Origin of the sequence: Pseudonocardia phyllosphaerae, assembly GCF_046546475.1 — a bacterium.
GTDB classification, from domain to species: Bacteria; Actinomycetota; Actinomycetes; order Mycobacteriales; family Pseudonocardiaceae; genus Pseudonocardia; species Pseudonocardia phyllosphaerae.
This window is the reverse complement of sequence record NZ_JBKGXS010000012.1, coordinates 58,196-82,841: the sequence shown is the minus strand read 5'-3', so window position 1 is coordinate 82,841 and position 24,646 is coordinate 58,196. Positions and strand designations below refer to the sequence as shown.

Genomic DNA, 24,646 nt, shown 5'->3' with positions numbered 1-24,646 from the left:
TCGATTTTCGGCGCCCGACCAGGCGATCGACGCGACGGGGCGGGCGGAAACACGTCCGAAACGCCCGCGACGCGGGCGGCAACGCACCGGGTGTCGCGAAGCACACGCACCGCACCACAGAGGACATGGAAGACCGACGCGGCGAAAGATATATCACTCGTGGACCACGTACGGAACGTCGGCGACGATGGCGCCGCGCGACCGACGGTTGCGACACTTCCGCGGCACCACCACCCACGACCCCGCCGAAGGGGGCCTCCTGATGTCCGACGCACCGCGGCGACCCCGCCGCCGGGGCCCGGTGGCGATCGAGGAGGAACGCACCGTCCGGCGGGCGGCCACGGCGGCGGCGGTCGGCAACGTGGCCGAGTGGTACGACTTCGGGCTCTTCTCCTACCTCGCGGCGACGGCGATGAGCCGGGTCCTCTACCCCGAGGCCGGACGCTGGTCGCTGGTGCTGACCCTCGGCACGTTCGCCGCGGCGTTCCTCGTGCGCCCGCTCGGCGGGTTCGTACTCGGCCCGCTGGGCGACCGGATCGGCCGGACCCGGGTGCTGGCGTTCACCGTGCTGCTGATGACCGTCGCGACGGTCGCGCTCGGTCTCGTCCCGAGCTACGAGTCGATCGGGATCGCGGCCCCGCTGCTGGTGCTGCTCATCCGGATGCTGCAGGGCTTCTCCGCGGGCGGTGAGTACACCGGCGCACTGACCCTGGTCGCGGAGTACGCCCCGGACCGGCGCCGCGGCTTCTTCTGCAGCCGGCTCGAGTTCGGGACGATCACCGGCTACACCCTGGGGGCCGGGGTGTGCGGCGTACTGGTCGCGGCGCTGCCCCCGCAGGACCTGGTGAGCTGGGGCTGGCGGATCCCGTTCGTGCTGGCCCTGCCGCTCGGTGTCGCCGGGATCTACCTGCGGATGCGCCTGGAGGACACACCCGCGTTCCGCCAGCTGATGGAGCGCTCCCCCGCGCTGGCGACGATGCCCTACCGGCGCGCGATGCAGATCCTGCTGACCCGCTACCGCGGTCCGGCACTGGTCGCGGGCGGCCTGGTCGTCGCGTGGAACGTCGTCAACTACGTGCTCACCACCTACATGCCGACCTACCTGACCGGCACGCTTCCGCGCTTCGGCGTCCCCGGGACGAGCCCGGCCGGCGCGGGTGCGGCGCTGGTCGGGGTCATGTTGTGCATGCTGTGCGCGATCGGCGGCATCGGACGGCTCTCGGACCGGATCGGCCGCAAACCGGTGCTGCTGACCGCGGGGCTCGCGACGGTCGTCGTCGCCCTGCCCGCGGTGTGGCTGCTGCGCACCGGGGTCGTCGGCCAGGTCGTCGGCCTGCTGCTGCTCGGCGCGGTGCTGGTCTGCTTCGCCGCGGTCCTGCCCGCGACGCTGCCCGCCCAGTTCCCCACGATGGTCCGCTACGGCGGCCTCGGCGTGGTGTTCAACGTGTTCGTGGCCGCGTTCGCCGGGACCGCGCCGACGGTGATCGAGGCCGCGGTGACCGCGACCGGTGATCTCGACTGGCCGGCGTACTACCTGCTCGCAGCGGGTGTGGTCGGCACGGTCAGCGCCTTCTTCCTGCGCGAGTCCGCGGGCAGGCCACTGGCCGGCGCGGCACCGCTGACCTCGAGCGCGGACCTGGAGCCCCCGCCGATGTCGCCGGACGGGGTCCCCCTGGAGCAGCCGCACGACCGCAGCCACTGAGCGACGCGAGCCGCCGGGCGACACGCTCGCCGCGCACCCCTTGGCAGCATTGATATATCAGTCTAATGTCGGTCATCCGGTCAGCGACTTCCCGGGAGGAGAGCGCGGATGACCATCTCCGTCTTCGACATGTTCAGCGTCGGCGTCGGCCCGTCGAGCTCGCACACCGTCGGGCCGATGCGTGCCGCGTACCGGTTCGTCACCCGGCTCACCGACGCCGGCCTGCTCCCCCGCACCGCAGGCGTCCGGGTGGAGCTGTTCGGCTCGCTCGGCGCGACCGGGCAGGGCCACGGCAGCGTCACCGCCGTCGCACTCGGGCTCGCCGGGTACCAGCCGCAGCTGGTCGACCCGCACCGCGCGCAGCCGCTGGTCGACGCGGTGCGCGCGAGCGGCCGGCTCGACCTCGGCGGGGTCCGGGAGATCGCCTTCGACCTCGACGACGACGTGCTGCTGTCCGGCACGAAGCGCCTGGACTTCCACACCAACGGCATGGTCTTCACCGCCCGCGACGCCGACGGCGCCGTGCTCGACGAGCACGAGTACTACTCCGTCGGCGGCGGCTTCGTGCTCGACGCGACCGAGATCGCGCGCGACGCGCTCCCCGAGGACGACACCCCCGTCGCCCATCCGTTCACCACCGGCGACGAGCTGCTCGCCGTCACCCGCCGCACCGGGCTCTCGATCGCCGGGGTGATGCTGGAGAACGAGCTGTGCAGGCGCACCGAGGACGAGGTCCGCGCCGAGCTGCTGCACATCTGGTCGGTGATGCAGGAGTGCGTCGAACGCGGCACCACGACCGGTGGCACCCTGCCCGGCGGGCTGAAGGTCCGCCGCCGCGCGGCCACGCTGCGCGCGCACCTGGAGTCCGCGACCGGCGAGCCCGACGCCTTCCACGCCATGGAGTGGGTGACCCTCTACGCGCTCGCGGTCAACGAGGAGAACGCCGCCGGCGGCCGCGTCGTGACCGCGCCGACGAACGGGGCGGCCGGGATCGTGCCGGCCGTCCTGCACTACGCGACCCGGTTCCTCCCGGGCATCGACGACGACGCCGTCGTCCGCTTCCTGCTCACCGCGGGTGCGATCGGCGTGCTGTTCAAGGAGAACGCCTCGATCTCCGGCGCCGAGGTCGGCTGCCAGGGCGAGGTCGGGTCGGCGTGTGCGATGGCCGCCGGCGCGCTCGCCGAGCTGATCGGCGCCTCCCCCGAGCAGGTCGAGAACGCCGCCGAGATCGGCATCGAGCACAACCTGGGCCTGACCTGCGACCCCGTCGGCGGCCTGGTGCAGATCCCGTGCATCGAGCGCAACGCCGTCGCCTCGATCAAGGCGATCACCGCGGCCCGGATGGCGTGCCACGGCGACGGGGTCCACCACGTCTCGCTGGACAAGGCGATCACCACGATGCGCGAGACCGGCGCCGACATGAAGGACGAGTACAAGGAGACCTCCCGCGGGGGGCTCGCCCTGAACATCGTCGAGTGCTGAGCAGCTCCTGCCCGCTCCCCGACCCGGAAGAACCCCGATGACGACCCTGGACGACACCCCGCTGGAGTTCGACGAGCCGGTCTCGCTGGCCGACCGCGCCTACGTCGCGATCCGCGACCAGCTGGTGATGCTCGACATCCCGCCGCTGGCCCCGATCGACGACGACGCGCTGTCCACCGAGCTGGGTCTGGGCCGCACACCGGTGCGGGAGGCGGTGAAGCGGCTGGAGGGCGAGCGGCTGGTCGTGTCCTACGCCCGCCGCGGGACGTTCGCGACCGCCGTCGACATCTCCGACCTGCGCGACGTCAGCGAGGTCCGGACCGCACTGGAGCCCCTCGCGGCCCGCCGGGCCGCTGCCTCGGCGTCACCGGCGATGCGGGACGAGCTGCGCAGGTTGGCCGAGCGCGTCCGCCGGCTGGAGGGCTCCGGGATGGGCCGCACGGAGCTGATGCGCTGGGACGTGAGCGTGCACCGCGCGATCTACCGTGCGGCCGGGAACCGGTACCTCGAGGACACCCTGACCCGGTACAACAACCTGGCCACCCGGATCCACTGCATGTTCCTGGACCGGCTCGACGAGGTCGCCCGGCACGTCGACGAGCACTGCGAGCTGCTGCACGCCGTCGCCGACGGCGACACCGGCCGCGCCGAGGTCGTCTGCCGGGCGCACGTCGCGGGTTTCGAGGAGGCGATCCGAGCGGTGCTCTGAGCCCTGCGTCGTCAGCTGCTGTGAACCCGGCCGTGCGCGGGTGCAGCTCTGGTCAGTTGTGGGGTGGCGGTCGGGCGGCGCCCGCCGGACCGCCACCCGGTGACAGGGGTGGTGCTCAGTCCTCGAAGCGGAACGGCGCGAGGGCCTCGGCCAGGTCGATCTGGTCGCCGTCGTTGTCCGAGCCGCGGTGCCCGCCCTCGGCCTCGGCGAGGCCGATGCAGCGGCGGCCGTCGAACAGGCCGCAGACGTAGCGCACGGTGTCCTCGGTGATCTCCGAGACCGCGACGCGCATCTGGTAGATGCCCGGGTACTGGACCTCGTCGACGTACTGCACCGACAGCGACGACGGCGCGAGGCCGTCGAGCGGGCCGCCGGTCGGGTAGCCGAGGACGTCGGTGTGCAGCTCGGCGATGCCGTCGAGGTACCAGGAGACCAGCGCGACGTTGTTGACGTGGCGGTTGGTGTCCAGGTCGGTGAACCGGGTCCGGACGTCCCAGCGGAACGGGTAGTTCTCGCGGGTCAGGCGGGCCTCGGCGCGCTCCGGGCGGCCCGACGCCGGGGTCTCGACGCGCAGCTTCTCCAGCGACGCGCGGACCTCGGCGGGCAGCGCGGCGGGGGCGCCGCCGTCGGTGTGCACCGAAGTCGACTCGCCGGTGGCGACGCACTCGTCGCCGGCGAACACGGCGTAGCGGTAGGCGAAGGAGCTCGTGCCGATGTGGCTCACGCCGATCCCGATCCGGTACGAGCCGGTGACGCGCAGCGGGGCCAGCACGTCGACCCGGATCGCGGCCAGCAGCAGACCGACCCGGGACTGCAGGCGCGCGACGAGGTCGGCGCCGAACGCGTCGCGCTCGACGGCGACGCGGGCGTCCTCGAACCAGCGCACCAGGGCCTGGCGGGAGATCCGCCGGCTCGGGTCCAGGTCGGCGTAACGGGCGTCGTGCTCGATCAGCACGGGGAACTCGCCCGGCGCCGGGATCGACACGTTCTCGGTGGGGATAGTCGCTGTCACGCCCCTATCGTGACGCTGTGTCGCCGCTCACCGGCAACCGGGCGTCCGATATCACACCCGGTGAGTACGTTGTCACGCCGGGCCCCGGTGCCCGAGTGCGGTCGCCGGCCGTCCCGGCCGGCCCTCCCGGTGCCCCCGTCCGGCCGTGGCCGTCGGGGGTGCTCGGTAACCTGGGCGACGTGCCGGCCCCTGTGCAGACCCGTGACCTGCCCGGTGTGCACGAGCTGCTCGAGGTGGCCGTGTCCTCCGTCGGTGGCGCGCGCCGCGAGGGCCAAGACGCGATGGCCGACGCGGTGCGCAAGTCACTGTCCTCCGGCGAGCACCTCGCCGTGCAGGCCGGCACCGGCACCGGCAAGTCGCTGGCCTACCTGGTGCCCGCGATCCGGCACGCGATGGCCCGCGACACCACCGTCGTCATCTCGACGGCGACGATCGCGCTGCAGCGCCAGCTCGTCGACCGGGACCTGCCGCGGGTGGCGAAGGCGCTGAAGAAGTCGCTGGGCCGCGAGCCCACCTTCGCGATCCTCAAGGGCCGCCGTAACTACCTGTGCCTGAACAAGCTGCACGGCGACATGGACGACCCGGCCGACGAGGCCGACCAGCTCTTCGACGCGTTCGCGATATCCTCCATGGGGCGCAACGTGAAGCGCATCCACGAGTGGGCGTCCGACACCGAGACCGGCGACCGCGACGAGCTCGTCCCGGGTGTCCCGGACGCCGCCTGGCGCCAGGTGTCGGTGACCGCGCGTGAGTGCCTCGGGGCGTCGCGCTGCCCGTCCGGCGACGACTGCTTCGCCGAGAAGGCGCGGGCCGAGGCCGGGCGGGCCGACATCGTCGTCACCAACCACGCGCTGCTCGCGATCGACGCGATGGGCGAGGCGCAGGTGCTGCCCGAGCACGACGTCGTCGTGGTCGACGAGGCGCACGAGCTCGTCGACCGGGTGACCGGCGCCGCCACCGCCGAGCTGACCGCGGGCACCGTCTCCGCGGCCGCGCGGCGCTGCGGCAAGCTCGTCGACCAGGACCTCGCCGACGGGCTCGCCGAGTCCGGCGAGGGTCTCGCCGCGGTGCTCGAGGACCTGGCACCGGGACGCTGGGAGTCGCTGCCCGGCCCGGTCGCGGGCGCACTGAACGCGATCCTGTCCGCCGCAGGCGGCTGCCGGCAGGCCCTGGGCGCCAACAAGCGCTCCGACGAGACCGACCCGGAGGGCGCGGCCGCGCGCAAGCTCGCGCTGGCGCTGCTCGACGAGGTCTCCGACACCGTCACCCGGCTGACGAAGACGTTCGAGGAGTCCGACCCCGCCAAGCGCTACGACGTCGTGTGGCTGGGTGAGCAGGGCCCCGACGGCAGCCGGTACAAGGTGCTGCGGGTGGCGCCGCTGTCGGTCGGCGGGCTGCTGCGCGAGCGGCTGTTCGGGCAGCGCACCACGGTGCTCACCTCGGCGACCCTGGCGCTCGGCGGCTCGTTCGACGCGCTGGCCCGCCAGTGGGGGCTGCCCGCCGAGCAGCCGAAGGAGGCCGGGGACACCCCGCCGACGTCCACGTCGTCGGACTCCGGGCACGGGCCGGTGCAGGACCCGGACGCGCCGCGCTGGTCCGGGCTCGACGTCGGGTCGCCGTTCGCGCACGGCCGCTCCGGGATCCTCTACCTCGCCAAGCGCCTGCCCTCCCCCGGCCGCGACGGCCTCGCGCCGCAGACGCTGGCGGAGATCCAGGAGCTCGTCACCGCAGCCGGCGGCCGCACGCTCGGCCTGTTCTCCTCCACCCGCGCGGCCAAGCAGGCGACGGAGGCGTTGCGCGGCAAGCTGAGCACGCCGCTGCTGTGCCAGGGCGACGACTCGACGATGCTGCTGGTCAAGCGGTTCGCCGAGGACGAGGAGACCTCGCTGTTCGGCACGCTGTCGCTCTGGCAGGGCGTCGACGTGCCGGGGTCCTCGCTGTCGCTGGTGATCATCGACCGGATCCCGTTCCCGCGGCCGGACGACCCGCTGGTCTCCGCGCGGCAGAAGGCCACCGACGCCCGCGGCGGCAACGGGTTCCTCTCGGTCTCCGCGACGCACGCGGCGCTGCTGCTCGCCCAGGGTGCCGGGCGGCTGCTGCGCGCCACCGACGACCGCGGCGTCGTCGCGATCCTGGACCCGCGCATCGCGACCGCCCGCTACGGCGGGTTCCTGCGGGCCTCGCTGCCGCCGTTCTGGGAGACCTCGGACCCGGAGAAGGTCAAGGGCGCGCTACGACGCCTGCGCGGCGCCTGAGCCTCACTCGCCGGTGCGGCCGGTGGTGAGCTCGTCGACGACGTCGAGCTGGCCGGTGTGCCGCGCGTACTCCTGGACCAGGTGCAGCAGCACCCGCTCCAGGGTCGCCGCGGGCGCGCCCTCCCACCGCGGGCCCGGTGCCCCGACGGCGTCGAGCGGGTGTGCGAGGACGATCTCCCGGGTCCGCTCCCCCTGCTCGCGGAGTGCGGCGAGGACTGTCGCGGGCGTCGCGCCTGCGGGCAGCAGCCAGCGGTCGGTGCCGGCCCGGTCGGCCCACGGGTCCCCGACGTCGAGACCGAGGAAGCCCCACTCCAGCCACCGGCGTTCCACGTGGCGCAGGTGGTGCAGCAGCTCGGCCGGAGACCAGCCCGAGGGCAGCACGGAGCCCAGGGCCACGTCGCCGGGCATGCCGTCGACGGCCGCGATCACGGTCTCCCGGAAGTAGTCCAGGTAGCCGAGCAGTACCGCGGCCCGATCGGCACGCGGTGCGGTGGGCTCGGGGAACTCCGGCTGCGCGCTGGCCACGACGCCGATCCTGCCCCACGTGCTGCGTTCTCGACGCGTCCGCGTTAGATTGTGCGCAATCGATTTCGTGGCGAGACGGAAGGAGCGATCGCAGATGGCGACCTACACGACCGAGGCCACGTCGTCCGGGGGCGGCCGGGACGGCCACATCCGTTCCGATGACGGCTTCATCGACCAGGACCTGAAGATGCCGCCGGAGCTGGGCGGTCCCGGTGGGGCCACCAACCCCGAGCAGCTGTTCGCCGCGGCCTACGCCGCGTGCTTCCACGGCGCGCTGCGCCTGGCGGCAGGCAAGAAGAAGGTCACCGTGCCCGACGGCACCGAGGTGACCGCGACCGTGCAGCTCGCGCCGGACGACACCAGCTTCGCGATCTCCGCCGACATCGCCGCGCACCTGCCCGGCCTGGACAAGGACACCGCCGAGGACCTCGTCGAGGCCGCACACCAGGTGTGCCCGTACTCCAAGGCGACCCGCGGCAACGTCGAGGTCAGCCTCACCACGACGGTCTGAGCTCCGTCCCCACGACTCCGCCCGGGTCCGGCGTGGCACACGCCGCCGGACCCGGGCGGTCCTGTGCCGGGCGACGTCCGGGTTCCCGCGCGACCGGGGCCCGGGCGTCACCCAGCCGCCAGCCCCAGGCAGGTCACGGTGCCCGGGTCGACCTCGGTGAACCCCGCGTCGCGGACAGCGACCAGCCCGGGCAGGCCGGCATCGAGCTCGTCGCACAGCCGGTCCCAGGTGGCGGCGTCCGGGGTGCGCACCGCGCAGGACGGCGCCTCGCCGACCGGCCAGTCCTGCTCCGCGCCCAGGATCATCGTCGCGTGCCCGACCTGCGCCGCGGCCTTCCCGACCGTCATCTCGACGCGGGGGTTCAGCAGCACCAGCGGCATGCCGTCCGGGGCCGGGCCGGGCTCGTCGGCGGGCAGCTCGGTGCCGCCGATCTGCAGCCGCGACACCGTCTTCGGCACGTCGTCGACCGGGCCGGGCAGCAGCGCGCGGGCCGCGGCGCCATCCACCTCGACAGTCACCCCGGGCAGCTCCTGCACCGCACGCCAGTGCGCGCCACGGGCCCGGCGGGCGATCTTGCGGATGCGGCCGTCGATCCAGGTCTCGACGGCGTCGTGCCACTCCCCGCCGGGCTGGGCCCGCGGGTCCAGGCAGACGGCGACGGCCGCGATCGCGGCGGCCTCCAGCAGCGGTGTGCGCTCCGGGAGCGGGTCGCGCTCGATCCGCAGGACGACCGGCATGGCCCGCACGACGCCGTCGGCCTCGGGCGGGATCTCCCGGCGCCGCGCGCCCCGGCCGTAGCGGTCGGACAGCAGGCCGAGCACGGAGGTCCCCGGCACCGCCGTCATCCGATCGGGACCCGCCGGAGCACGCCCTCGGCGGCGTCGGCGGCCTCGACCTCGTTGCGCGTGATCCCGAGCAGGAACAGCACGACGTCGAGGTAGGGCACCGACAGCGCGGTGTCGGCGACCTCCCGCAGCGCGGCCTTGGCGTTGAACGCCACGCCCAGCCCGGCGGTGGAGAGCATGTCGATGTCGTTCGCGCCGTCCCCGACGGCGACGGTCTGCTCGATCGGGATCTCGTGGGTGGCGGCGAACCGGCGCAGCGCGACGGCCTTCCCGGCCCGGTCCACGATCTCGCCCCGGACCCGTCCGGTCAGGTGGCCGTCGACGATCTCCAGCTCGTTCGCGGCGGCGAAGTCGAGCCGCAGCTCGTCGACCAGCCCGGTGATGACCTGGGAGAACCCGCCGGACACGACGCCGCAGCGGTAGCCGAGGCGGCGCAGCGTGCGGATCGTGGTGCGGGCACCGGGCGTCAGCTCGAGCTGTGCGGCGACGTCGTCGACGACCGAGGCGGGCAGCCCCTCCAGCGCGGCGACCCGGCGGCGCAGCGACTCGGCGAAGTCCAGCTCGCCGGCCATCGCGTCCTCGGTCACCTTCCGGACCTGGGCCTCGACCTCGGCACCGGCCCGCGCGGCGAGCATCTCGATGACCTCGCCCTGGATCAGGGTCGAGTCGACGTCGAACACGATGAGCCGCTTGCTGCGCCGCGCCAGCCCGGCCCGGGCCACCGCCACGTCGACACCGGCCTGGCGGGCCACCTCGACCATCCGCTTGCGCAGCGTGCCGGGCGGGTAGGAGTCCGGGTCCCCGTCGGGGACGGGCGAGACGAGCAGCTCCAGCCCGGTCACCGGGTAGTCGGCGACCCGGCGGATCGAGTCGATGTTCGCGCCGACGGCGGCGAGCTCGGCCGCGATCGAGCCGAACGCCCGGGCGGTGATGGGCCGGCCGAGCACGGTGACGACGTGCGTGGACGCGGGGCGGGCGCGCCCGGCGTCCACGGCGCCGTCGCGCTGGACCTCGATGTGCACGAACATGCCGATCGAGTCCATGGCCTCACCGACGACCTCGGTGAGCTCCTCGGCGTCGCCCTCGGGCAGCACCAGCGCGCCGAGGGTGAGACGACCGTTGACCACGACCTGCTCGAGGTCGAGCAGCTCGACCCCGGCCGTGGTCAGGGCGGTGAACAGGACGGACGAGACGCCCGGCCGGTCCGGCCCGGTCACCGTCACCAGGACGGTGGGCCGGGCCGGGCCGGGATGGACGGGTTCGGCCGTGCCCACCTCAGTTGTTCTTGGGGTCGTTGTCCGGCCAGGACTCCTTGCCGACCTCCTTGGCCAGCACCTCCGTCGGGTGCGCCCGGTTGCCCACGTGGGCCTCGGCGCGCGCCTGCTCGACCAGGTGCGGGTAGTGGAGGTCGAACGCGGGGCGCTCGGACCGGATGCGCGGCAGCTCGGTGAAGTTGTGCCGCGGGGGCGGGCAGGAGGTCGCCCACTCCAGCGAGTTGCCGAAGCCCCAGGGGTCGTCGTGCTCGGCGACCCGCCCGAAGCGGTAGCTCTTGAACACGTTGTAGATGAACGGCAGCGTCGAGGCACCGAGCACGAACGCGCCGATCGAGGAGATCGTGTTCAGCGTCGTGAAGCCGTCGGTGGGCAGGTAGTCCGCGTAGCGCCGCGGGTAGCCCTCGTTGCCGAGCCAGTGCTGCACCAGGAACGTCAGGTGGAACCCGATGAAGGTCAGCCAGAAGTGGACCTTGCCCAGCGTCTCGTCCATGAACCGGCCGGTCATCTTCGGGAACCAGAAGTAGATGCCGGCGTAGGTCGCGAACACGATCGTGCCGAACAGCACGTAGTGGAAGTGCGCGACGACGAAGTAGGTGTCCGAGACGTGGAAGTCCACCGGCGGCATCGCGAGCAGGATGCCGGTCAGGCCGCCGAACAGGAACGTGACCAGGAAGCCGACCGAGAACAGCATCGGCGACTCGTAGGTCAGCTTGCCCTTCCAGATCGTGCCGATCCAGTTGACGAACTTGACGCCCGTCGGGATCGCGATGAGGAAGGTGGTGAAGGAGAAGAAGGCCAGCATGACCGCGCCGGTGGCGTACATGTGGTGCGCCCACACCGCGACCGAGAGCGCGGCGATCGAGATCGTCGCGAAGACCAGGCCCTTGTAACCGAAGATCGGCTTGCGGGCGAAGACCGGGAAGATCTCCGAGACGATGCCGAAGAACGGCAGCGCCACGATGTAGACCTCGGGGTGCCCGAAGAACCAGAACAGGTGCTGCCAGAGCACCACGCCGCCGTGCTCGGGGTCGAACACGTGCGCGCCGAGGTGGCGGTCGGCCGCGAGGCCGAACAGCGCCGCCGTGAGCACCGGGAACGCGAGCAGGATCAGGATCGCGGTGATGAAGATGTTCCAGGTGAAGATCGGCATCCGGAACATCGTCATGCCGGGCGCGCGCATGCAGACGATCGTGGTGATGAAGTTGACGCCACCGAGGATCGTGCCCAGACCGGAGACGGCCAGACCCATGATCCACAGGTCGCCGCCGGGGCCGGGCGAGCGGATCGCGTCCGACAGCGGGGTGTAGGCGAACCAGCCGAAGTCGGCGGCGCCGCCCGGGGTGAGGAAGCCGGACAGCACGATCAGGCCGCCGAAGAGGAACAGCCAGTACGAGAACGAGTTCAGCCGCGGGAACGCGACGTCCGGCGCACCGATCTGCAGCGGCACGATGTAGTTCGCGAAGCCGAACAGGATCGGCGTCGCGTACAGCAGCAGCATGATCGTGCCGTGCATCGTGAACAGCTGGTTGTACTGCTCGGTCGACAGGAACTGCAGCTCCGGGCGGGCCAGCTCGGCCCGGATGAGCAGCGCCATCGCGCCACCGGCGAGGAAGAAGCCGAACGACGTGACCATGTACAGGATCGCGATGTCCTTGGGGTCCGTCGTCCGCAGCATCTTCAGGAACGTGGAACCCTTGCCCGTCCGACGCGCCGGGTACGGGCGCGTCGAGATCGGCTTGGGCGCGACGGCTGTCACTGGGCCTCCTGCACTTGCCTCACCTGTGAGCACGTCCTCGCGGACAGGGGAACTCTAGCCCCTGCCGGCGGGTCCGGCCCGACCGGGCAGCTCCCTGCCACCCACCCGCGCCACGTGCGCCGCACGCCTGCTCTACACCGGGTAGAAATCTACACCGCGGGGTCAAGGTTCACCCCTCGGCGGACCCGTCCGCGCACCCGCTCCGGGCCGGCGGCACCGTGACCTGCTGATCGACACGCACGACCGGGGGTCGCAGGCGCTGCGTGACCGAGGAGCTACCGTCGGTCGGGTGAGTGCACCGCAGAGCGCCGCGGGCCCCCGGCGTCGTCGTGAGCCCGGCTGGGACGTGCTGCGCACGGGATTCGTGCTGCTCGTCGTGCTCTACCACTCCACCCACCTCGGGCCGGCGCTGCATCCGGACCTCATTCCGCGGCCGCGCTTCGAGTTCCCGCACCAGGTCGGGGCGAGCCTGCTGCTGGTCGTCTCGGCGTACTTCGCGGCCGCCACGCGCGGACGCCACACCGCACCGCACTACTGGTGGGGCCGGGTCTCGCGGCTGCTGCCCGCGTTCGTCGTCGCGGTGCCGATCGCCTGGCTGACCCTGCGCTACCTCACCCCGGACAACTGGGGCGACCCGACGGTCGGGCAGCTGATCGACAACTGGCTGATGCTCGGCAACTGGGGCACCGACAAGTGGCCCTGGCTCGACCCCGCCTACTGGACGCTGCCGTTGCAGCTCATGGCGTTCACCGTCGCCGCGCTGCTCGGCGCGAGCCGCTGGGGCCGCGGGACGCCGCTGCGGGTCGTGCTGTGGTCGGCGCTGCTGGTGCCGATGGTGCTCTGGCCGCTACGGGCCGGTCTGACGCCGCTGGGTGAGCCGCCGGTCTGGTACACCACCGTCGTCGACGGCCTGGGCTTCCACCGCTGGCACCTGTTCGTCGCCGGGATCGCGGTGTGGATGTGGTCGACCGGGCGGCTCCGGACCCCGAATGCCGTCGCGATGCTCGTGCTGTGCGGGTTCGGGCAGTTCCTGCACACCGCCGAGGTCAACGACGAGGGCATCTCCGAGGACCTGGTCGCCTCGATGCTGGTGTGCATCGGGATCCTGCTGGTCGCCGTCGTCGCGCACCTGCCGCGGCCCGGCAGCCGGATGCCCGCCCCGCTGGCCACGCTGTTCCAGCGCCTGGCCGGGATCTCCTACGGCGTCTACCTCATCCACCAGACGACCGGCTACGTCCTGATGCGCCGGCTGCAGGAGGTCGGTGTCGGCCCGACCCTGCAGACCGTCGCGATGCTCGTCAACGCGCTGGTGCTGGGCTGGCTGCTGACCCGCCTGGTGGAACGCCCCGCCCACCGGGTCCTGATGCGCGGCTACGACCGGTTCGTCGCCGCCCGCGCCGCCCGGAAGGCGGTATCCGGCGACGCGGCGCCGGTCCCGGCCGAGAAGGTCTGAGCCGCACTCAGCGCATCGGCTCGAACACGTCGGTCCACACGTCCGGCGCCGACGCCGGGTTCGGCGGCTCGTCGACGATGTAGAACTCGGTGCCCAGCCCCATCGCGAACACCGCGTCGGGCATCGTCAGCAGGAAGTGGTCCGGGCCCATCTGGCTGGCGTGCGCGCGCATCGAGTTCCGCTTCTGCTCGGCGTACTCGACGGCCTCGACCCGGTGGGTGATCTCCGACTCGGGCTTGCCGATGGCCGGTGCCTCGTCCGGGATCTCGATGTCCGGGGCGGCCTCGCCGCGCTCGGAGCGCAGGCCACGCATGCCGCGCAGCATCCAGTCGCGGTTGGTGGTGCTCTGCGCGACGACCGGCACACCGGCCAGCTCGCCGGCCCGCTGTCCGACCTGGTGCACCTTGATCCGGTCCGGGTCGCCGGTGCCGCCGTTGTCGTCGTAGGTGGTGAGCACGTCGGCCTCCTCGTCCTCGAGGACGAGGGCGAGGCGGCGCGCGGCCTGCTCGGTCGGCACCTGCGCGAAGCTGTACGGCGCCTCGGCGCCGGGCTCACCGGCCGGGCCGGAGTCGACGTAGCCGAGGAACTCGACCCGGGCGACACCCAGCTCCTTCGCCGAGGCGTAGCACTCGGCCGAGCGGCGCACGGCGAGGTTCTCGCCCTCGGCGAGGACGCCGGGCACGGAACGGCCCAGCTCCCCGCGGGTGGCGAAGACGAGTACGACACGGTGTCCGAGCGCCGCGGCCTTGGCGAGCGTGCCGGCGGTGCCGATCGACTCGTCGTCGGGATGGGCGTGGAAGCTGACGAGGGTCCCCACGACGACCGACCCTACCGACGCCCCGAACGACGACCGGGGAGCGGTCCGGCCTCGTCGGCCGTCCCGCTCCCCGGAGCGCGTTCCCTGCTCTGCTTACCTACGCCTGCCGGCTACTTGGCGGGGGCACCCGGGTCCGGCGGCGCCAGCGCCGGGCACTGCACGTCGGAGTGCCCCTCACCGGCGGTCCGCTTCGGGAGCGCACCGGTGAGCAGGTAGTCGGCGACCTTGTCGTCGACGCACTTCACACCGGACAGCGACGACGAGTGGGTGTGCCCGTCGACGCCCTCGATCAGCGACGACCCCGGGAACGTGCGGCGCGCCTGGAGGGCACCGGCGTAGGGGGTGGCGCCGTCGTCGGTCTCCGAGATCAGCAGCGGGCCGTTCTTCAGCTTGCCCGACACGACCGGCTTCGGGCCGGGCTTGGCGGGCCAGGCCAGGCACGGCGCGTTGTACCAGGCGTTGCCCCAGGTGTTGAACGGCGCCTTCTTGTCGGTACGGACGTTGTCGCGCTTCCAGGTGGCCCAGTCGTGCGGGAACGGGGCGTCGGTGCACTGGGTGGCGAGGTAGACCGCGTAGTTGTTGTCGTCGGTCGGCGACCCGGCGCTGTCGAACGCCGCCTTGAGCGTCACGGCGTCGTTCTTCGTGGCGGCGACGAACGCGTCGGCGACGTCGGTGTACTCGGTCACGTTGTACCCGGCGCGCAGGAAGATGTCGGTCAGCTCCGAGGCACCGATCAGACCACCGGCCGGCTTCTTGCGCAGCTTCTCGGAGGTCTCCTCGTAGCGCTTCTCGACGGCGTCTGCGGTGGTGCCGAGGTGGTAGTGCTCGTCGTTCTTGGCGACCCAGCCGAAGAAGGTCTTGATGTTGCGCTCGAACGCGACGTTCTGGTTGAGGTTGGCCTCGTACCACCAGTCACGCGTGTCGATGACACCGTCGAGCACCATGCGCCGGACCTTGTCCGGGAACATCGTGGCGTAGACCTGCCCGAGGTAGGTGCCGTAGGAGAAGCCGTAGTAGGTGATCTGCTCGGCACCCAGGGCCTGACGGATCAGGTCCATGTCCTTCACGGTGTCCTCGGTGCGCAGGTGCTTCAGCAGCTCCCCGCCCTTCTTCCCGCACGCCTTGGCGTAGGCGCGGGTCTTCGGGAGCCAGGCCGCCTCGGCACCGTGCTCGGGCCGGTAGTCGGGGCGGTGGTAGCCGCCGTAGTCGGCCTGGCAGCTCAGCGCGGGCTTGCTGGACCCGACGCCACGCGGGTCGAAGCCGATCCAGTCGTAGGCCGCGCCGGCGTTCTTCGGGACCTTCGAGCCGAGCCGGGACAGGCCGAGGCCCGAGCCGCCGGGTCCGCCGGGGTTGGCGAGCGCGACGCCCTGGTACTGCGCGTCCGGCACGGTGTGCTTCACCCGCGAGACCGCGAGCTGGATCTTCTTCCCGGCCGGTTTCGCGTGGTCCAGCGGCACGGACAGGAAGCCGCACTGGGCCTTCGCCGCGACCAGGCCGGGCGTGGAGCAGGGTCCCCAGGCGATCGGGCCGGGCGCGGGGGCCGTGGGGGCGACCGGGGCCGGGGGCGCGCCGGGCGCCGCGAGGGCGGGTGTCACGGCTCCGGCGGCGAGCCCGCCGGCGGTGAGGATGGCGACCACTGTCGCTCCGAACGTCCTGCGCACCTGTCCCCCGGCTTCCCGGATCCCGAGCGGATCCGACGACGTCGGCGCCGCACTCGGCACCGTGAGCGAGGACGCTGCCACCCTCCGCACCTGATCCACAATCAACGCGCCGGACCGGGGACACGATAGGCGTAACGATAGGGGACGTATCAGACTTTTTCCGGCACCTCGGGTTACCCCGTCACCGTGGGTCACCCGTGCGGGCCGCGCACCGCCGGGCGTGCCGGACGCGCATCCGGGGGACGGTCAGGCCGGGCCGCGCACCAGACGGCCCAGTTCGCCGCCGCCCCCGTCGCGCAGGACGAGGGCGGGCCCGTCCAGCGTCACGCGGCGGGCGGTGGCGACCCAGGAGGCCAGCGGCAGGTTCTCGCAGCCGATCAACGTGCTCGGGTTCGCGGTGGCGTCGACGGTGCCGTCCGGGCCCAGCGACCAGGTGCCGCCCTGGCCGTTGCAGCCGTCGGAGCCGTGCCAGGAGCCGTCCGGCTCGAACTCGGCGAACACCCGGCCCTGCCCCGTGCCGTCGGCCGGGAACCAGCGCCCGAGCAGGTCGGCGGCGGTGGCGGCGCGCGGCCCGGACGCGGCGGGGCCCGTGGCGGGGGTGTCGGCGCAGCCGGTGAGGGCGAGCCCGGCGAGGAGAACCGCCGCGAGCGCACCCCTCCTCACCTGTCCCGCCCCCGCTGGTGCGGCCGGCGCGGGCCGGGGACGGGCAGCGGCGGCCGCGCCGTGACCGGCGACGACGGGTACGGACCGCCCGCGACGGCGATCCGCACGACCAGGGCGCGCGGGAACAGCAGCCCGGTCTGGCGCCCCTCGGGGCGCAGCGGATGGCGGTAGTGCGTGCGGACCCAGCTGCGGTTGCGCCAGTGTCCCTCGACCCGGACCACGGCATCCCCCTCCGGCGGAGCGTCGCCACCAGGAAAGCACGCCGGACCGACATCCGGGGCGGATCGCGGGCGGTTCCGGGCACGCTCGTGGAACACTCCGGCCCACCCCCGCACCCGATCTCCCGGGAGACTCATGTCCACGGCCCTGTCCGCCGAGCACGACTGGTGGCGCGACGCCGTCGTCTACCAGGTCTACATCCGCAGCTTCGCCGACGGGAACGGCGACGGCACCGGCGATCTGGCCGGGCTGCGCAGCCGGCTCGGCCACCTGGCACGGCTCGGCGTCGACGCGCTCTGGATCAACCCCTGGTACCCGTCGCCGCTGGCCGACGGCGGCTACGACGTCGCCGACTACCGGGCGATCAACCCGATGTTCGGCGACACCGCGCAGGCCGAGGCGTTCCTGACCGAGGCGCACGAGCACGGGCTGCGGGTCCTGCTGGACATCGTCCCCAACCACCACTCCGACGAGCACGAGTGGTTCCGGGCCGCGCTGGCCGCCGGTCCGGGGTCGCCCGAGCGGGACCGCTACGTGTTCCGCGACGGCCGCGGCGAGTTCGGCGAGGTGCCGCCGAACAACTGGGAGTCGATGTTCGGCGGGCCGGCGTGGCAGCGCGTCGTCGGCGCCGACGGCCGTCCGGAGCAGTGGTACCTGCACCTGTTCGACGTCCGCCAGCCGGACGTGAACTGGGAGAACCCGGAGGTCCGCGCGGACTTCGAGACCACGCTGCGGTTCTGGTTCGACCGCGGCGTCGACGGGTTCCGGATCGACGTCGCGAACGCGATGGTCAAGCAGGACGGGCTGCCCGACCTGGTCGAGAACGTCAACGACGTCCAGGACGGCGGGCACCCCTACCTCGACCGCGACGGGGTGCACGACGTCTACCGGTCGTGGCGCCGGATCGGCGACTCCTACGACCCGCCGCGGGTGTTCGTCGCCGAGGCCTGGGTGCCGGACCCGCAGCGGCTCGCGCGCTATCTGCGCCCGGACGAGCTGCAGACCGCGTTCGGGTTCAACTTCCTCACCGCCGCGTGGCTGGCCGACGACCTGCGCAACAACATCGACGACGCGATCGCGGAGAACACCGCGGTCGGCGCACCCGCGACGTGGGTGCTGTCCAACCACGACGTGTGCCGGCACCCGTCCCGGCTGGCCCGCGAGCCGGAGGCCGGGCGCGGCTGGAACCTGGTCGACGTCGCCGGCCTGCCCGCCGACCCGGAGCTCGGCCTGCGCCGCGCCCGCGCGGCGACGCTGCTGATGCTGGCGCTGCCGGGCACGGCCTACCTCTATCAGGGCGAGGAGTTCGGGCTGCCCGAGGTGGAGGACATCCCGGTCGACCGGCTCGACGACCCGACCTGGGAGCTGTCCGGGCACACCGACCGCGGCCGCGACGGCTGCCGGGTCCCGCTGCCCTGGGTCGCAGGCGAGCCCGGCTTCGGGTTCGCCGCGACCGCGCCGACGTCCGCGCCCGCGGAGCCGTGGCTGCCGCAGCCGCCGGTGTTCGCCCGGCACGCCGCGGACGTCGTGGAGGCCGACCCGGACTCGACGCTGCACCTCTACCGGGACGCGCTGGCGATCCGCCGGGCCCACCCGGCCCTGGGCGGTGGCGGGCTTACCTGGCAGGACTCCCCCACCGGAACGCTGGCCTTCAGCCGCACCGGCGACGACGGCAGCGGCGGCTTCACCGCGCTGGTGAACGTGTCCTCGGCGCCGGTCTCGCTGCCGGAGGACGCCGAGGTGCTGCTGACCAGCGGCCCGCTCACCGCCCGCGGCGAGGTCCCCGCCGACACCACCGTCTGGCTGCGGAGCTGAGGCTCAGGCGGCGGCGAGGCCCGGCAGCCAGACCTCGCGCAGGGTCCGCTCGGTCCGGTCCCAGAGCCCGCGGGCGGCGGCCGGGTCGTACGGGTCCTGCGCCGGGCCGGCCTCGGCGAGGCCGGCGAACCGGCTCCCGCTGATCCCCGCGGCCAGCGGCGACGCGGCGGCCAGGACGACCGTCGCCGCGTCGCGGCCGGGCACGGCGGTCCGGTGCACGGTGTTCACCGCGATCGCGTCGCCTGCCCAGCGGCGGGCGGCCTCGGCGGTGTGCAGGGCCGTCGCCTCGGCGGGCCGGACGTGCGCGTCGTCGCGGGCGGGGTCGGTCAGGTGCACCACGCGCGCCCCGTCGACCGCGGTCAGCGCCCAGTGCAGGCCGGTGGTCAGTGCCGCAGGGCCGAGGTACCCGACGGCCAGGCGCGGGTCCCAGCCATCAACGGTCGTGCCGGTCGTGGCGGCCGGGCCTGCCGCGTCGACCAGGACGTGCAGCGGGCCGTCCCAGAGGCGGACGAACCGGGAGATCGAGTGCTGGTCGGCGAGGTCGAGCTCACCGACGCGCACCTGCTCGTTGCCGGTGTCCGCGACGATCCCGGCGCGGGCGAGCGCTCCGGCGTCGGCGTCGTCGACGGCGAGGGTCACCTCGGCGCCGGCCGCGGCCAGGGCGCGGGCGGTCTCGTAGCCGACGCCGGACGCGGCGCCGGTGACGACCGCACGCCGCCCGGTCAGGTCGACGCCGTCGAGCACCTCGACGGCGGCCGGGCCGTCGTATCCGGCCTCGCCGGAGACCGGAGCGGGAACGGGAACGGGAACGGGCGGGACGATCGGGGATCGGGTGGTCGTGGACCGGAGGAACATGGGCTGATCCCTTCTGGCTCACCGGAACCGGTGCGGCACCCTCGGGCGGCGGCGGTCCGGGCGAAGAAACGGAGAGGCCTCCGTATGAACCGGAACTCTATCCGGAGCACCCTCCGGATCGCAAGCCGTATCGTGGGGCCGATCGCGTTCGAGGAGGCACGTCATGGCGACCGGCACCGGTGAGCCCGGAACCCGTCCCGCACTGCGCGCGGACGCCGCGCGCAACCGGGAACTGCTGCTCGCGGCCGCGGTCCGGGCGTTCGCCGCGGAGAGCACCGGGGGCCCAGCCCCCACCCTCGACGGCATCGCCAAGGACGCGGGCGTCGGCATCGGCACCCTCTACCGCCACTTCCCCAACCGCGACGCGCTGGTCGAGGCCGTCTACCGCAACGAGCTGGACCGGCTCTGCCGCGCCGCCGACGAGCTGCGCACCGAGCTGCCCGCGGACCGGGCGCTGCGGGCGTGGATGGACCGGTTCGTCGACTACGTGATCACCAAGAAGCACCTGGCGGACTCGCTGCACGCACTCGTCGCGTGCGGGCGGAACCCGTTCGCGCAGAGCCGCGAGCGGATGGTCGCCGCGGTCCGCTCGCTGCAGGAGGCGGGCATCGCCGACGGCACCCTGCGCGACGACGTCGACGCCGCCGACGTGCTCGTCGGCACCTCCGGGATCTGCATGGCGATCGCCGACCCGCAGGGCCGCGAGCAGGCCGGACGCCTGCTGGACCTGCTCGTCGACGGCCTGCGCCCGCGCTGAGCGCACCGCGGGCGGCCGGACGGAACGGGCGTCCGGGCGGTGATCACCCCAGCCCGGCGGGCCGCGTCCGGCGGGCCTACTGTCGCGGGGTGTCCTCGCGAAGCCGCCCCGCCGCCTGGAAGGTGACCACCCTGGCCGTGGCCGCCGCGTGCACGCTGGCCGGATGCGCGTCCGGACCGGCGACCCTCGAGCGCGGCTCGCCCGCCCCGCGCAGCAACACGGCGTCGGACGAGGTCGGCGCGCCCGGACTGGAGGCGCTGCGCACCAAGACCGGATTCCTGACCCGCGACGAGTGCGCCACGGGTCCGCCCGCGCAGGTGTTCACCCGGTGCGGGCGGTTCACCGTCGAGGTGCGCAACATCGTCGGCCAGGTGCGCCGCGACGCCCCGGCGGCGGGATCGCGGGCGGACGCCACCGAGCAGGCGCTCGACCGGTTCTCCGACGCCCGCTGCCAGGCCTCCCCCGGCGCCGTCGGCGGTGGGGACCCCGCGGTCTGCGGGCCGGCGTTCGCCGCCGTGCAGGCCGGGGTGCAGGGCATCGCGGGCGCCGTCGGCGCCTCCTGACCCCGGACCGCCCCAGGAGTCACCGGCCGGGAGTCAGCTGTCGGAGCTGCGGTCGCAGACCGAGTGCAGCGCGCGCCCCAGCGCCGCCTTGTGCACGTCGTCGAGCGGGCCGGCCGCGGCGACGGCGGCCTGCGCCAGGCTCGACGGGCAGTCCTCGTTCGCCCGGGCCGGCTGCGCCACCTTCAGCGCCGCGACCAGCTCGCGCCCGATCCGGTCCAGCTCGGGCCGTACGGTCGCCAGGTCCACCCGCTGCGCCGGTCGGGTGTCGGGGTGCTCGGCCCACTGCTTGGTCAGCGCATCCTGCACCTGGGTCGACGCCGCGATCTGGTCGGCGACCACGCGGGCGACCCACTCCGGGTCGACCCCGTCGCGGACCGCGGACGCCCGGGCCCCGGCCAGTACGGCGGCCTCGCGCGGCGGGTCGGTGATCGCGCCACCCGTGGCGGACTTGGCGATCGCGACACGGTCGGACAGCACCGCACGCTCGGCGGCGAGCCCGGCGATCCGGGTGAGCCCGTCGGCGGGGCTGGCCCCGGGCGGACCGGCGGTGATCGGCGGCGCCTGCGCGCCGCACCCGGCGAGGGCCGCGACGGCGAGCGCCGTGGCCGCCGCGCACCGGAGCACGGCGTGGGCGGGCGAGCGATGACCGGACACGCGGCCACCCTACGTGTGCCCCGTTGCACCGCGTCGAGTGTCACGACCCCGGCCGGGTTCACCCCGCCGGGAGCGGGAACCCGGTCGGTGTGTCCAACGGGAGGAGGGATCACCGGTGAGCCGCACCGTGGCCGACCAGATGATCGAACTGCTGCACCAGGCGGGCGTCGAGCGGATCTACGGGCTGGTCGGGGACAGCCTGAACCCGCTGGCGGACGCGATCCGCCGGGACGGTCGCATCCGCTGGGTGCACGTCCACAACGAGGAGGCCGGCGCCCTCGCCGCGGCCGCGGAGGCCCAGCTCACCGGGCGTCTGGCCGTGTGCGCGGGCAGCTGCGGGCCCGGTAACACCCACCTGATCCAGGGCCTCTACGACGCCCACCGCACCGGTGCGCCGGTGCTGGCCATCGCCTCGCAGATCCCCTCGACCGAGATCGGGACGAACTACTTCCAGGAGACCCACCCGGAGCGGCTGTTCACCGAGTGCTCCGCGTTCTGCGAGCAGATCTCCCGGCCGGAGCAGATGCCGCGGCTGCAGCGGATCGCCATGCAGACCGCGATCGCGCAGCGTGACGTGTCGGTGCTGGTCCTGCCCGGTGACGTGAGCGCCGAGCCGGCCGCGCGCGACACCGGCCGCTCGGACCTGGTGACGCCATCGCACACCGTCGTGCCCGACGAGGAGAAGGTCGACGAGCTCGCCCGCCTGATCACCGAGGCGCAGAAGGTCACGCTGTTCGTCGGCGCCGGCATCGCCGGGGCCCGCGACGAGGTCCTGCAGCTCGCCGGGACCGTGCAGGCGCCGGTCGGGCACTCGCTCGGCGGCAAGGAGTGGATCCAGTACGACAACCCCTACGACGTCGGGATGAGCGGGCTGCTCGGCTACGGCGCCTGCTACGAGGCCACCCAGGACGCCGACCTGCTGATCCTGATCGGCACCGACTTCCCCTACGACGGGTTCCTGCCGCAGCGCAACACGGTCCAGATCGACGCCGACGCCGCCAACCTCGGCCGGCGCACCGTGCTGGACCTGGGCGTGCACGGCGACACCCGCTCCACGCTGCGGGCGCTGCTGCCGAAGCTGACCCCGCGCACCGACCGGTCGTTCCTGGACCGCATGCTGCGCAAGCACGCCGACGCGCTGGAGAAGGTCGTCGGGGCCTACACCCGCAAGGTCGAGGACCTGCGCCCGGTCCACCCCGAGCACGTCGCCGCCGTCCTCGACGACGAGCTGGCCGACGACGCGATCGCCACCGTCGACACCGGCATGTGCAACGTGTGGGCCGCGCGCTACCTGACCCCGACCGGTCGTCGCCGGATCATCGGCTCCTACCGGCACGGGACGATGGCCAACGCCCTGCCGCACGCGATCGGGGCGCAGTGCGCGTACCCGGACCGGCAGGTCGTGTCGCTGTCCGGCGACGGCGGCCTGACGATGCTGCTCGGCGAGCTGCTCACCGCGGTCGAGCACGACCTGCCGCTGACGGTGGTCGCATTCAACAACGGCTCGCTCGGCATGATCCGGCTGGAGATGATGGTGGCGGGCTACCCGTCGTTCCAGACCGACCACGGGCCCGCCGACCTGGCCGGGATCGCCCGCGAGGCCGGTGCGCACGCCACGCTCGTCGAGGACCCCGCCGACGTGCGACGGGCGATCCGGGCCGCGCTGGACCACCCCGGCCCGGCGCTGGTCGACGTCCGTACCGACCCGAACGCGCTGTCCATCCCGCCGCACATCACCGCGGCGCAGGTGCGCGGGTTCGCGCTGGCGTCCAGCCGGACGGTGCTCGACGGCGGCGTCGGGAAGATGATCGAGCTGGCGCGGTCGAACCTGCGGTCCATCCCCCGCCCCTGACGGTCACGCCGCCTGCTCGGCCAGCCCCTCCGCCGACGTGGCGTGGTCCAGCGCGATGGCGGCGGCGCCCCGCAGCACCCCGTCGGCGCCGTGCGCGGCGTCGACGACCGGGGGCGGGTCGTCGCGGCGGAACGCCATGAGCCCGGCCACGTAGGCGTCGTGGAAGCGGTCCGGGGCGGCGTGGCGCAGTGCGATTCCGAGGCCGCCGAACACGACGATCTCCGGGTCGTGCGCGTTGACCAGCCCGGACGTTCCCCGGCCGAGCGCGTGCGCGGCCCGGCCGATCACCTCGGTCGCCCCGGGCTCGTCGGCCGCGGCGCGGGCGAGCACCTCGAGGAAGTAGCCGTACGGGTCGTCGGGTTCGGGCTCGCCGAGCATCCGGGCCAGCGCGCGGCCGTCGACCTCGGAGTCCCAGTGCCCGTGGGCGCCGCAGGAGCACGGCAGCGACGGGTCGCCGAAGGGCAGGTGCCCGAACTCACCGGCAGCGCCGCGCGCACCGGTCTGCGGGCGCCCGGCCAGCAGCAGGACGCCACCGATCCCGACCTCGACGGTCAGGTACAGCGCCGGGTCCGCGCCCGCGGCCGCGCCGTCGCGCACCTCGGCGACGCCGGCCACGTTCGCGTCGTTGCCCGCGTAGACGGGCAGGTCCAGGCCGGCGCCGATCCGGCGGACGTCGAGCGGGCTCCAGCCCTGACCCGACGCCTGCGCGAGGTGCGAGTCGACCAGCGTGGCCGCCACCCCCACCCCGACGCCGACGACCGGGCCGGGATGGGCGTCGACCAGCCCGGTCACCACTGCGGCCAGGTCCGTGGCGACCCGGTCCGGGTCGCGGACGGCGTGCCGCCCGGAGCGCACCGCCACCGGCACGCCGTCGAGCCCGGCCAGCGCGGCGCGCCAGCCCTCGAACCGCACGTCCACGGCGACGACGGCGGGCCCGTCGGGTGCCGGCACCACCTTCGTGGTCGGCCGGCCCCGCCCGCCGCACGGCGCACGCTCCTCGGTCACCCAGCCCAGGTCCCGCAGCCGGGCAGTGATCTCGGTGGCGGAACCGCTGGTCAGGCCCAGGTCACGCGCCAGCTCGACGCGGGTGCGTCCCGGCTCGCTGCGCACGGCGTCGAGCATCTCGGCGGCCGTGCGCCACCGGTCGATCTCGGCCCGGCCGGGCCCGAGCCGCGCACGGTCGGGACGTGAGCCGCCTGACAACGTAGTCATCACGTTTGACACCTCCCACCTGCGCGGATTTATCCTCGTGTCACGATGAAAAAC

The 24,646-nt window shown here is 73.6% G+C and carries 22 protein-coding genes; 10 read left to right on the top strand and 12 right to left on the bottom strand.

What is annotated here, in order from left to right; translation table 11 throughout:
- The first annotated feature begins 262 nt into the window (after positions 1–262).
- The 3 genes from ACLE50_RS21100 to ACLE50_RS21090 all read left to right on the top strand — a co-directional run bounded on the left by ACLE50_RS21100 (position 263) and on the right by ACLE50_RS21090 (position 3,893).
- Positions 263–1,702 (top strand): MFS transporter, encoded by a 1,440-nt coding sequence (locus ACLE50_RS21100; protein WP_410945343.1) that lies wholly within the window; start codon positions 263–265, stop codon positions 1,700–1,702.
- Positions 1,703–1,810: 108 nt separating this feature from the next.
- Positions 1,811–3,184, top strand: a complete 1,374-nt coding sequence (locus ACLE50_RS21095) for an L-serine ammonia-lyase (protein ID WP_410945342.1) — start codon at positions 1,811–1,813, stop codon at positions 3,182–3,184.
- Between the two features lie 37 nt (positions 3,185–3,221).
- A complete protein-coding gene (locus tag ACLE50_RS21090) occupies positions 3,222–3,893 on the top strand; it encodes a GntR family transcriptional regulator (RefSeq protein WP_410945341.1) in 672 nt (223 codons plus the stop codon).
- 115 nt (positions 3,894–4,008) lie between these two features.
- Here the strand turns inward: ACLE50_RS21090 and ACLE50_RS21085 are convergent, their stop codons facing one another.
- Complete coding sequence (locus ACLE50_RS21085) at positions 4,009–4,905, bottom strand: thioesterase family protein (RefSeq protein WP_410945340.1); 897 nt, start codon at positions 4,903–4,905, stop codon at positions 4,009–4,011.
- Between the two features lie 281 nt (positions 4,906–5,186).
- Between ACLE50_RS21085 and ACLE50_RS21080 the strand changes: the two genes are divergently transcribed.
- Positions 5,187–7,160: an ATP-dependent DNA helicase gene (locus ACLE50_RS21080; RefSeq protein ID WP_410945359.1), complete on the top strand. Its 1,974-nt coding sequence runs from the start codon at positions 5,187–5,189 to the stop codon at positions 7,158–7,160.
- Between the two features lie 3 nt (positions 7,161–7,163).
- Here ACLE50_RS21080 and ACLE50_RS21075 read toward each other — a convergent pair whose 3' ends face one another.
- Entirely contained in the window at positions 7,164–7,685 is a 522-nt protein-coding gene (locus ACLE50_RS21075; RefSeq protein ID WP_410945339.1) for a mycothiol transferase, read from the bottom strand.
- Between the two features lie 94 nt (positions 7,686–7,779).
- On the opposite strand from ACLE50_RS21075, the gene ACLE50_RS21070 reads away from it, so the two are divergent.
- The gene (locus tag ACLE50_RS21070; protein WP_410945338.1) at positions 7,780–8,196 is read left to right on the top strand and encodes an organic hydroperoxide resistance protein; all 417 of its coding nucleotides are present in this window, start codon (positions 7,780–7,782) and stop codon (positions 8,194–8,196) included.
- 107 nt (positions 8,197–8,303) lie between these two features.
- On the opposite strand, the gene ACLE50_RS21065 is transcribed toward ACLE50_RS21070, so the two are convergent.
- From ACLE50_RS21065 to ctaD, 3 genes are read right to left on the bottom strand one after another with little or no spacing between them, the layout of a single operon-like run.
- Positions 8,304–9,041 carry a peptidyl-tRNA hydrolase gene (locus tag ACLE50_RS21065; RefSeq protein WP_410945337.1) on the bottom strand — a complete coding sequence of 246 codons (738 nt, stop codon included), beginning with the start codon at positions 9,039–9,041 and terminating at the stop codon, positions 8,304–8,306.
- Complete coding sequence (gene serB / locus ACLE50_RS21060) at positions 9,038–10,315, bottom strand: phosphoserine phosphatase SerB (protein ID WP_410945336.1); 1,278 nt, start codon at positions 10,313–10,315, stop codon at positions 9,038–9,040. The genes ACLE50_RS21065 and serB overlap by 4 nt, the downstream gene beginning before the upstream one ends.
- Before the next feature lies 1 nt (position 10,316).
- Positions 10,317–12,071 carry an aa3-type cytochrome oxidase subunit I gene (ctaD, locus tag ACLE50_RS21055; RefSeq protein ID WP_410945335.1) on the bottom strand — a complete coding sequence of 585 codons (1,755 nt, stop codon included), beginning with the start codon at positions 12,069–12,071 and terminating at the stop codon, positions 10,317–10,319.
- Positions 12,072–12,360: 289 nt separating this feature from the next.
- Here ctaD and ACLE50_RS21050 point away from each other — a divergent pair, with 289 nt between their 5' ends.
- Positions 12,361–13,524 carry an acyltransferase family protein gene (locus tag ACLE50_RS21050; RefSeq protein ID WP_410945334.1) on the top strand — a complete coding sequence of 388 codons (1,164 nt, stop codon included), beginning with the start codon at positions 12,361–12,363 and terminating at the stop codon, positions 13,522–13,524.
- A 7-nt stretch (positions 13,525–13,531) separates the two neighbouring features.
- Here ACLE50_RS21050 and ACLE50_RS21045 read toward each other — a convergent pair whose 3' ends face one another.
- The 4 genes from ACLE50_RS21045 to ACLE50_RS21030 all read right to left on the bottom strand — a co-directional run bounded on the left by ACLE50_RS21045 (position 13,532) and on the right by ACLE50_RS21030 (position 16,886).
- Positions 13,532–14,341, bottom strand: a complete 810-nt coding sequence (locus ACLE50_RS21045; protein ID WP_410945333.1) for a PIG-L family deacetylase — start codon at positions 14,339–14,341, stop codon at positions 13,532–13,534.
- 110 nt (positions 14,342–14,451) lie between these two features.
- Positions 14,452–15,978, bottom strand: a complete 1,527-nt coding sequence (locus ACLE50_RS21040; protein ID WP_410945332.1) for an alpha/beta hydrolase — start codon at positions 15,976–15,978, stop codon at positions 14,452–14,454.
- Between the two features lie 270 nt (positions 15,979–16,248).
- Positions 16,249–16,665 carry an META domain-containing protein gene (locus tag ACLE50_RS21035; protein ID WP_410945331.1) on the bottom strand — a complete coding sequence of 139 codons (417 nt, stop codon included), beginning with the start codon at positions 16,663–16,665 and terminating at the stop codon, positions 16,249–16,251.
- A complete protein-coding gene (locus ACLE50_RS21030; RefSeq protein ID WP_410945330.1) occupies positions 16,662–16,886 on the bottom strand; it encodes a hypothetical protein in 225 nt (74 codons plus the stop codon). The genes ACLE50_RS21035 and ACLE50_RS21030 overlap by 4 nt, the downstream gene beginning before the upstream one ends.
- Positions 16,887–17,019: 133 nt before the next feature.
- Between ACLE50_RS21030 and ACLE50_RS21025 the strand changes: the two genes are divergently transcribed.
- A complete protein-coding gene (locus ACLE50_RS21025) occupies positions 17,020–18,699 on the top strand; it encodes a glycoside hydrolase family 13 protein (RefSeq protein ID WP_410945329.1) in 1,680 nt (559 codons plus the stop codon).
- A gap of 3 nt (positions 18,700–18,702) precedes the next feature.
- Here the strand turns inward: ACLE50_RS21025 and ACLE50_RS21020 are convergent, their stop codons facing one another.
- Positions 18,703–19,554, bottom strand: a complete 852-nt coding sequence (locus ACLE50_RS21020) for an SDR family NAD(P)-dependent oxidoreductase (RefSeq protein WP_410945328.1) — start codon at positions 19,552–19,554, stop codon at positions 18,703–18,705.
- A gap of 163 nt (positions 19,555–19,717) precedes the next feature.
- On the opposite strand from ACLE50_RS21020, the gene ACLE50_RS21015 reads away from it, so the two are divergent.
- Together ACLE50_RS21015 and ACLE50_RS21010 are read left to right on the top strand one after the other, a co-directional pair.
- Positions 19,718–20,311 carry a TetR/AcrR family transcriptional regulator gene (locus ACLE50_RS21015; protein WP_410945327.1) on the top strand — a complete coding sequence of 198 codons (594 nt, stop codon included), beginning with the start codon at positions 19,718–19,720 and terminating at the stop codon, positions 20,309–20,311.
- Between the two features lie 89 nt (positions 20,312–20,400).
- Positions 20,401–20,874, top strand: coding sequence for a hypothetical protein (locus ACLE50_RS21010; protein WP_410945326.1), 474 nt, complete (start codon positions 20,401–20,403; stop codon positions 20,872–20,874).
- 33 nt (positions 20,875–20,907) lie between these two features.
- Here ACLE50_RS21010 and aroQ read toward each other — a convergent pair whose 3' ends face one another.
- Positions 20,908–21,528 carry a gamma subclass chorismate mutase AroQ gene (gene aroQ, locus ACLE50_RS21005; RefSeq protein WP_410945325.1) on the bottom strand — a complete coding sequence of 207 codons (621 nt, stop codon included), beginning with the start codon at positions 21,526–21,528 and terminating at the stop codon, positions 20,908–20,910.
- A 115-nt stretch (positions 21,529–21,643) separates the two neighbouring features.
- On the opposite strand from aroQ, the gene ACLE50_RS21000 reads away from it, so the two are divergent.
- Positions 21,644–23,380 carry a pyruvate dehydrogenase gene (locus ACLE50_RS21000; protein ID WP_410945324.1) on the top strand — a complete coding sequence of 579 codons (1,737 nt, stop codon included), beginning with the start codon at positions 21,644–21,646 and terminating at the stop codon, positions 23,378–23,380.
- A gap of 3 nt (positions 23,381–23,383) precedes the next feature.
- Here the strand turns inward: ACLE50_RS21000 and ACLE50_RS20995 are convergent, their stop codons facing one another.
- Positions 23,384–24,592 carry an ROK family transcriptional regulator gene (locus ACLE50_RS20995; RefSeq protein ID WP_410945323.1) on the bottom strand — a complete coding sequence of 403 codons (1,209 nt, stop codon included), beginning with the start codon at positions 24,590–24,592 and terminating at the stop codon, positions 23,384–23,386.
- Positions 24,593–24,646 lie beyond the last annotated feature (54 nt).

Coding starts and splice junctions, on each gene's coding strand:
- ACLE50_RS21100 (WP_410945343.1), top strand. CDS start 263: ATGTCCGACGCACCGCGGCGACCCCGCCGCCGGGGCCCGGTGGCGATC.
- ACLE50_RS21095 (WP_410945342.1), top strand. CDS start 1,811: ATGACCATCTCCGTCTTCGACATGTTCAGCGTCGGCGTCGGCCCGTCG.
- ACLE50_RS21090 (WP_410945341.1), top strand. CDS start 3,222: ATGACGACCCTGGACGACACCCCGCTGGAGTTCGACGAGCCGGTCTCG.
- ACLE50_RS21080 (WP_410945359.1), top strand. CDS start 5,187: ATGGCCGACGCGGTGCGCAAGTCACTGTCCTCCGGCGAGCACCTCGCC.
- ACLE50_RS21070 (WP_410945338.1), top strand. CDS start 7,780: ATGGCGACCTACACGACCGAGGCCACGTCGTCCGGGGGCGGCCGGGAC.
- ACLE50_RS21065 (WP_410945337.1), bottom strand. CDS start 9,041: ATGACGGCGGTGCCGGGGACCTCCGTGCTCGGCCTGCTGTCCGACCGC.
- ACLE50_RS21025 (WP_410945329.1), top strand. CDS start 17,020: ATGTCCACGGCCCTGTCCGCCGAGCACGACTGGTGGCGCGACGCCGTC.
- ACLE50_RS21020 (WP_410945328.1), bottom strand. CDS start 19,554: ATGTTCCTCCGGTCCACGACCACCCGATCCCCGATCGTCCCGCCCGTT.
- ACLE50_RS21015 (WP_410945327.1), top strand. CDS start 19,718: ATGGCGACCGGCACCGGTGAGCCCGGAACCCGTCCCGCACTGCGCGCG.
- ACLE50_RS20995 (WP_410945323.1), bottom strand. CDS start 24,592: ATGACTACGTTGTCAGGCGGCTCACGTCCCGACCGTGCGCGGCTCGGG.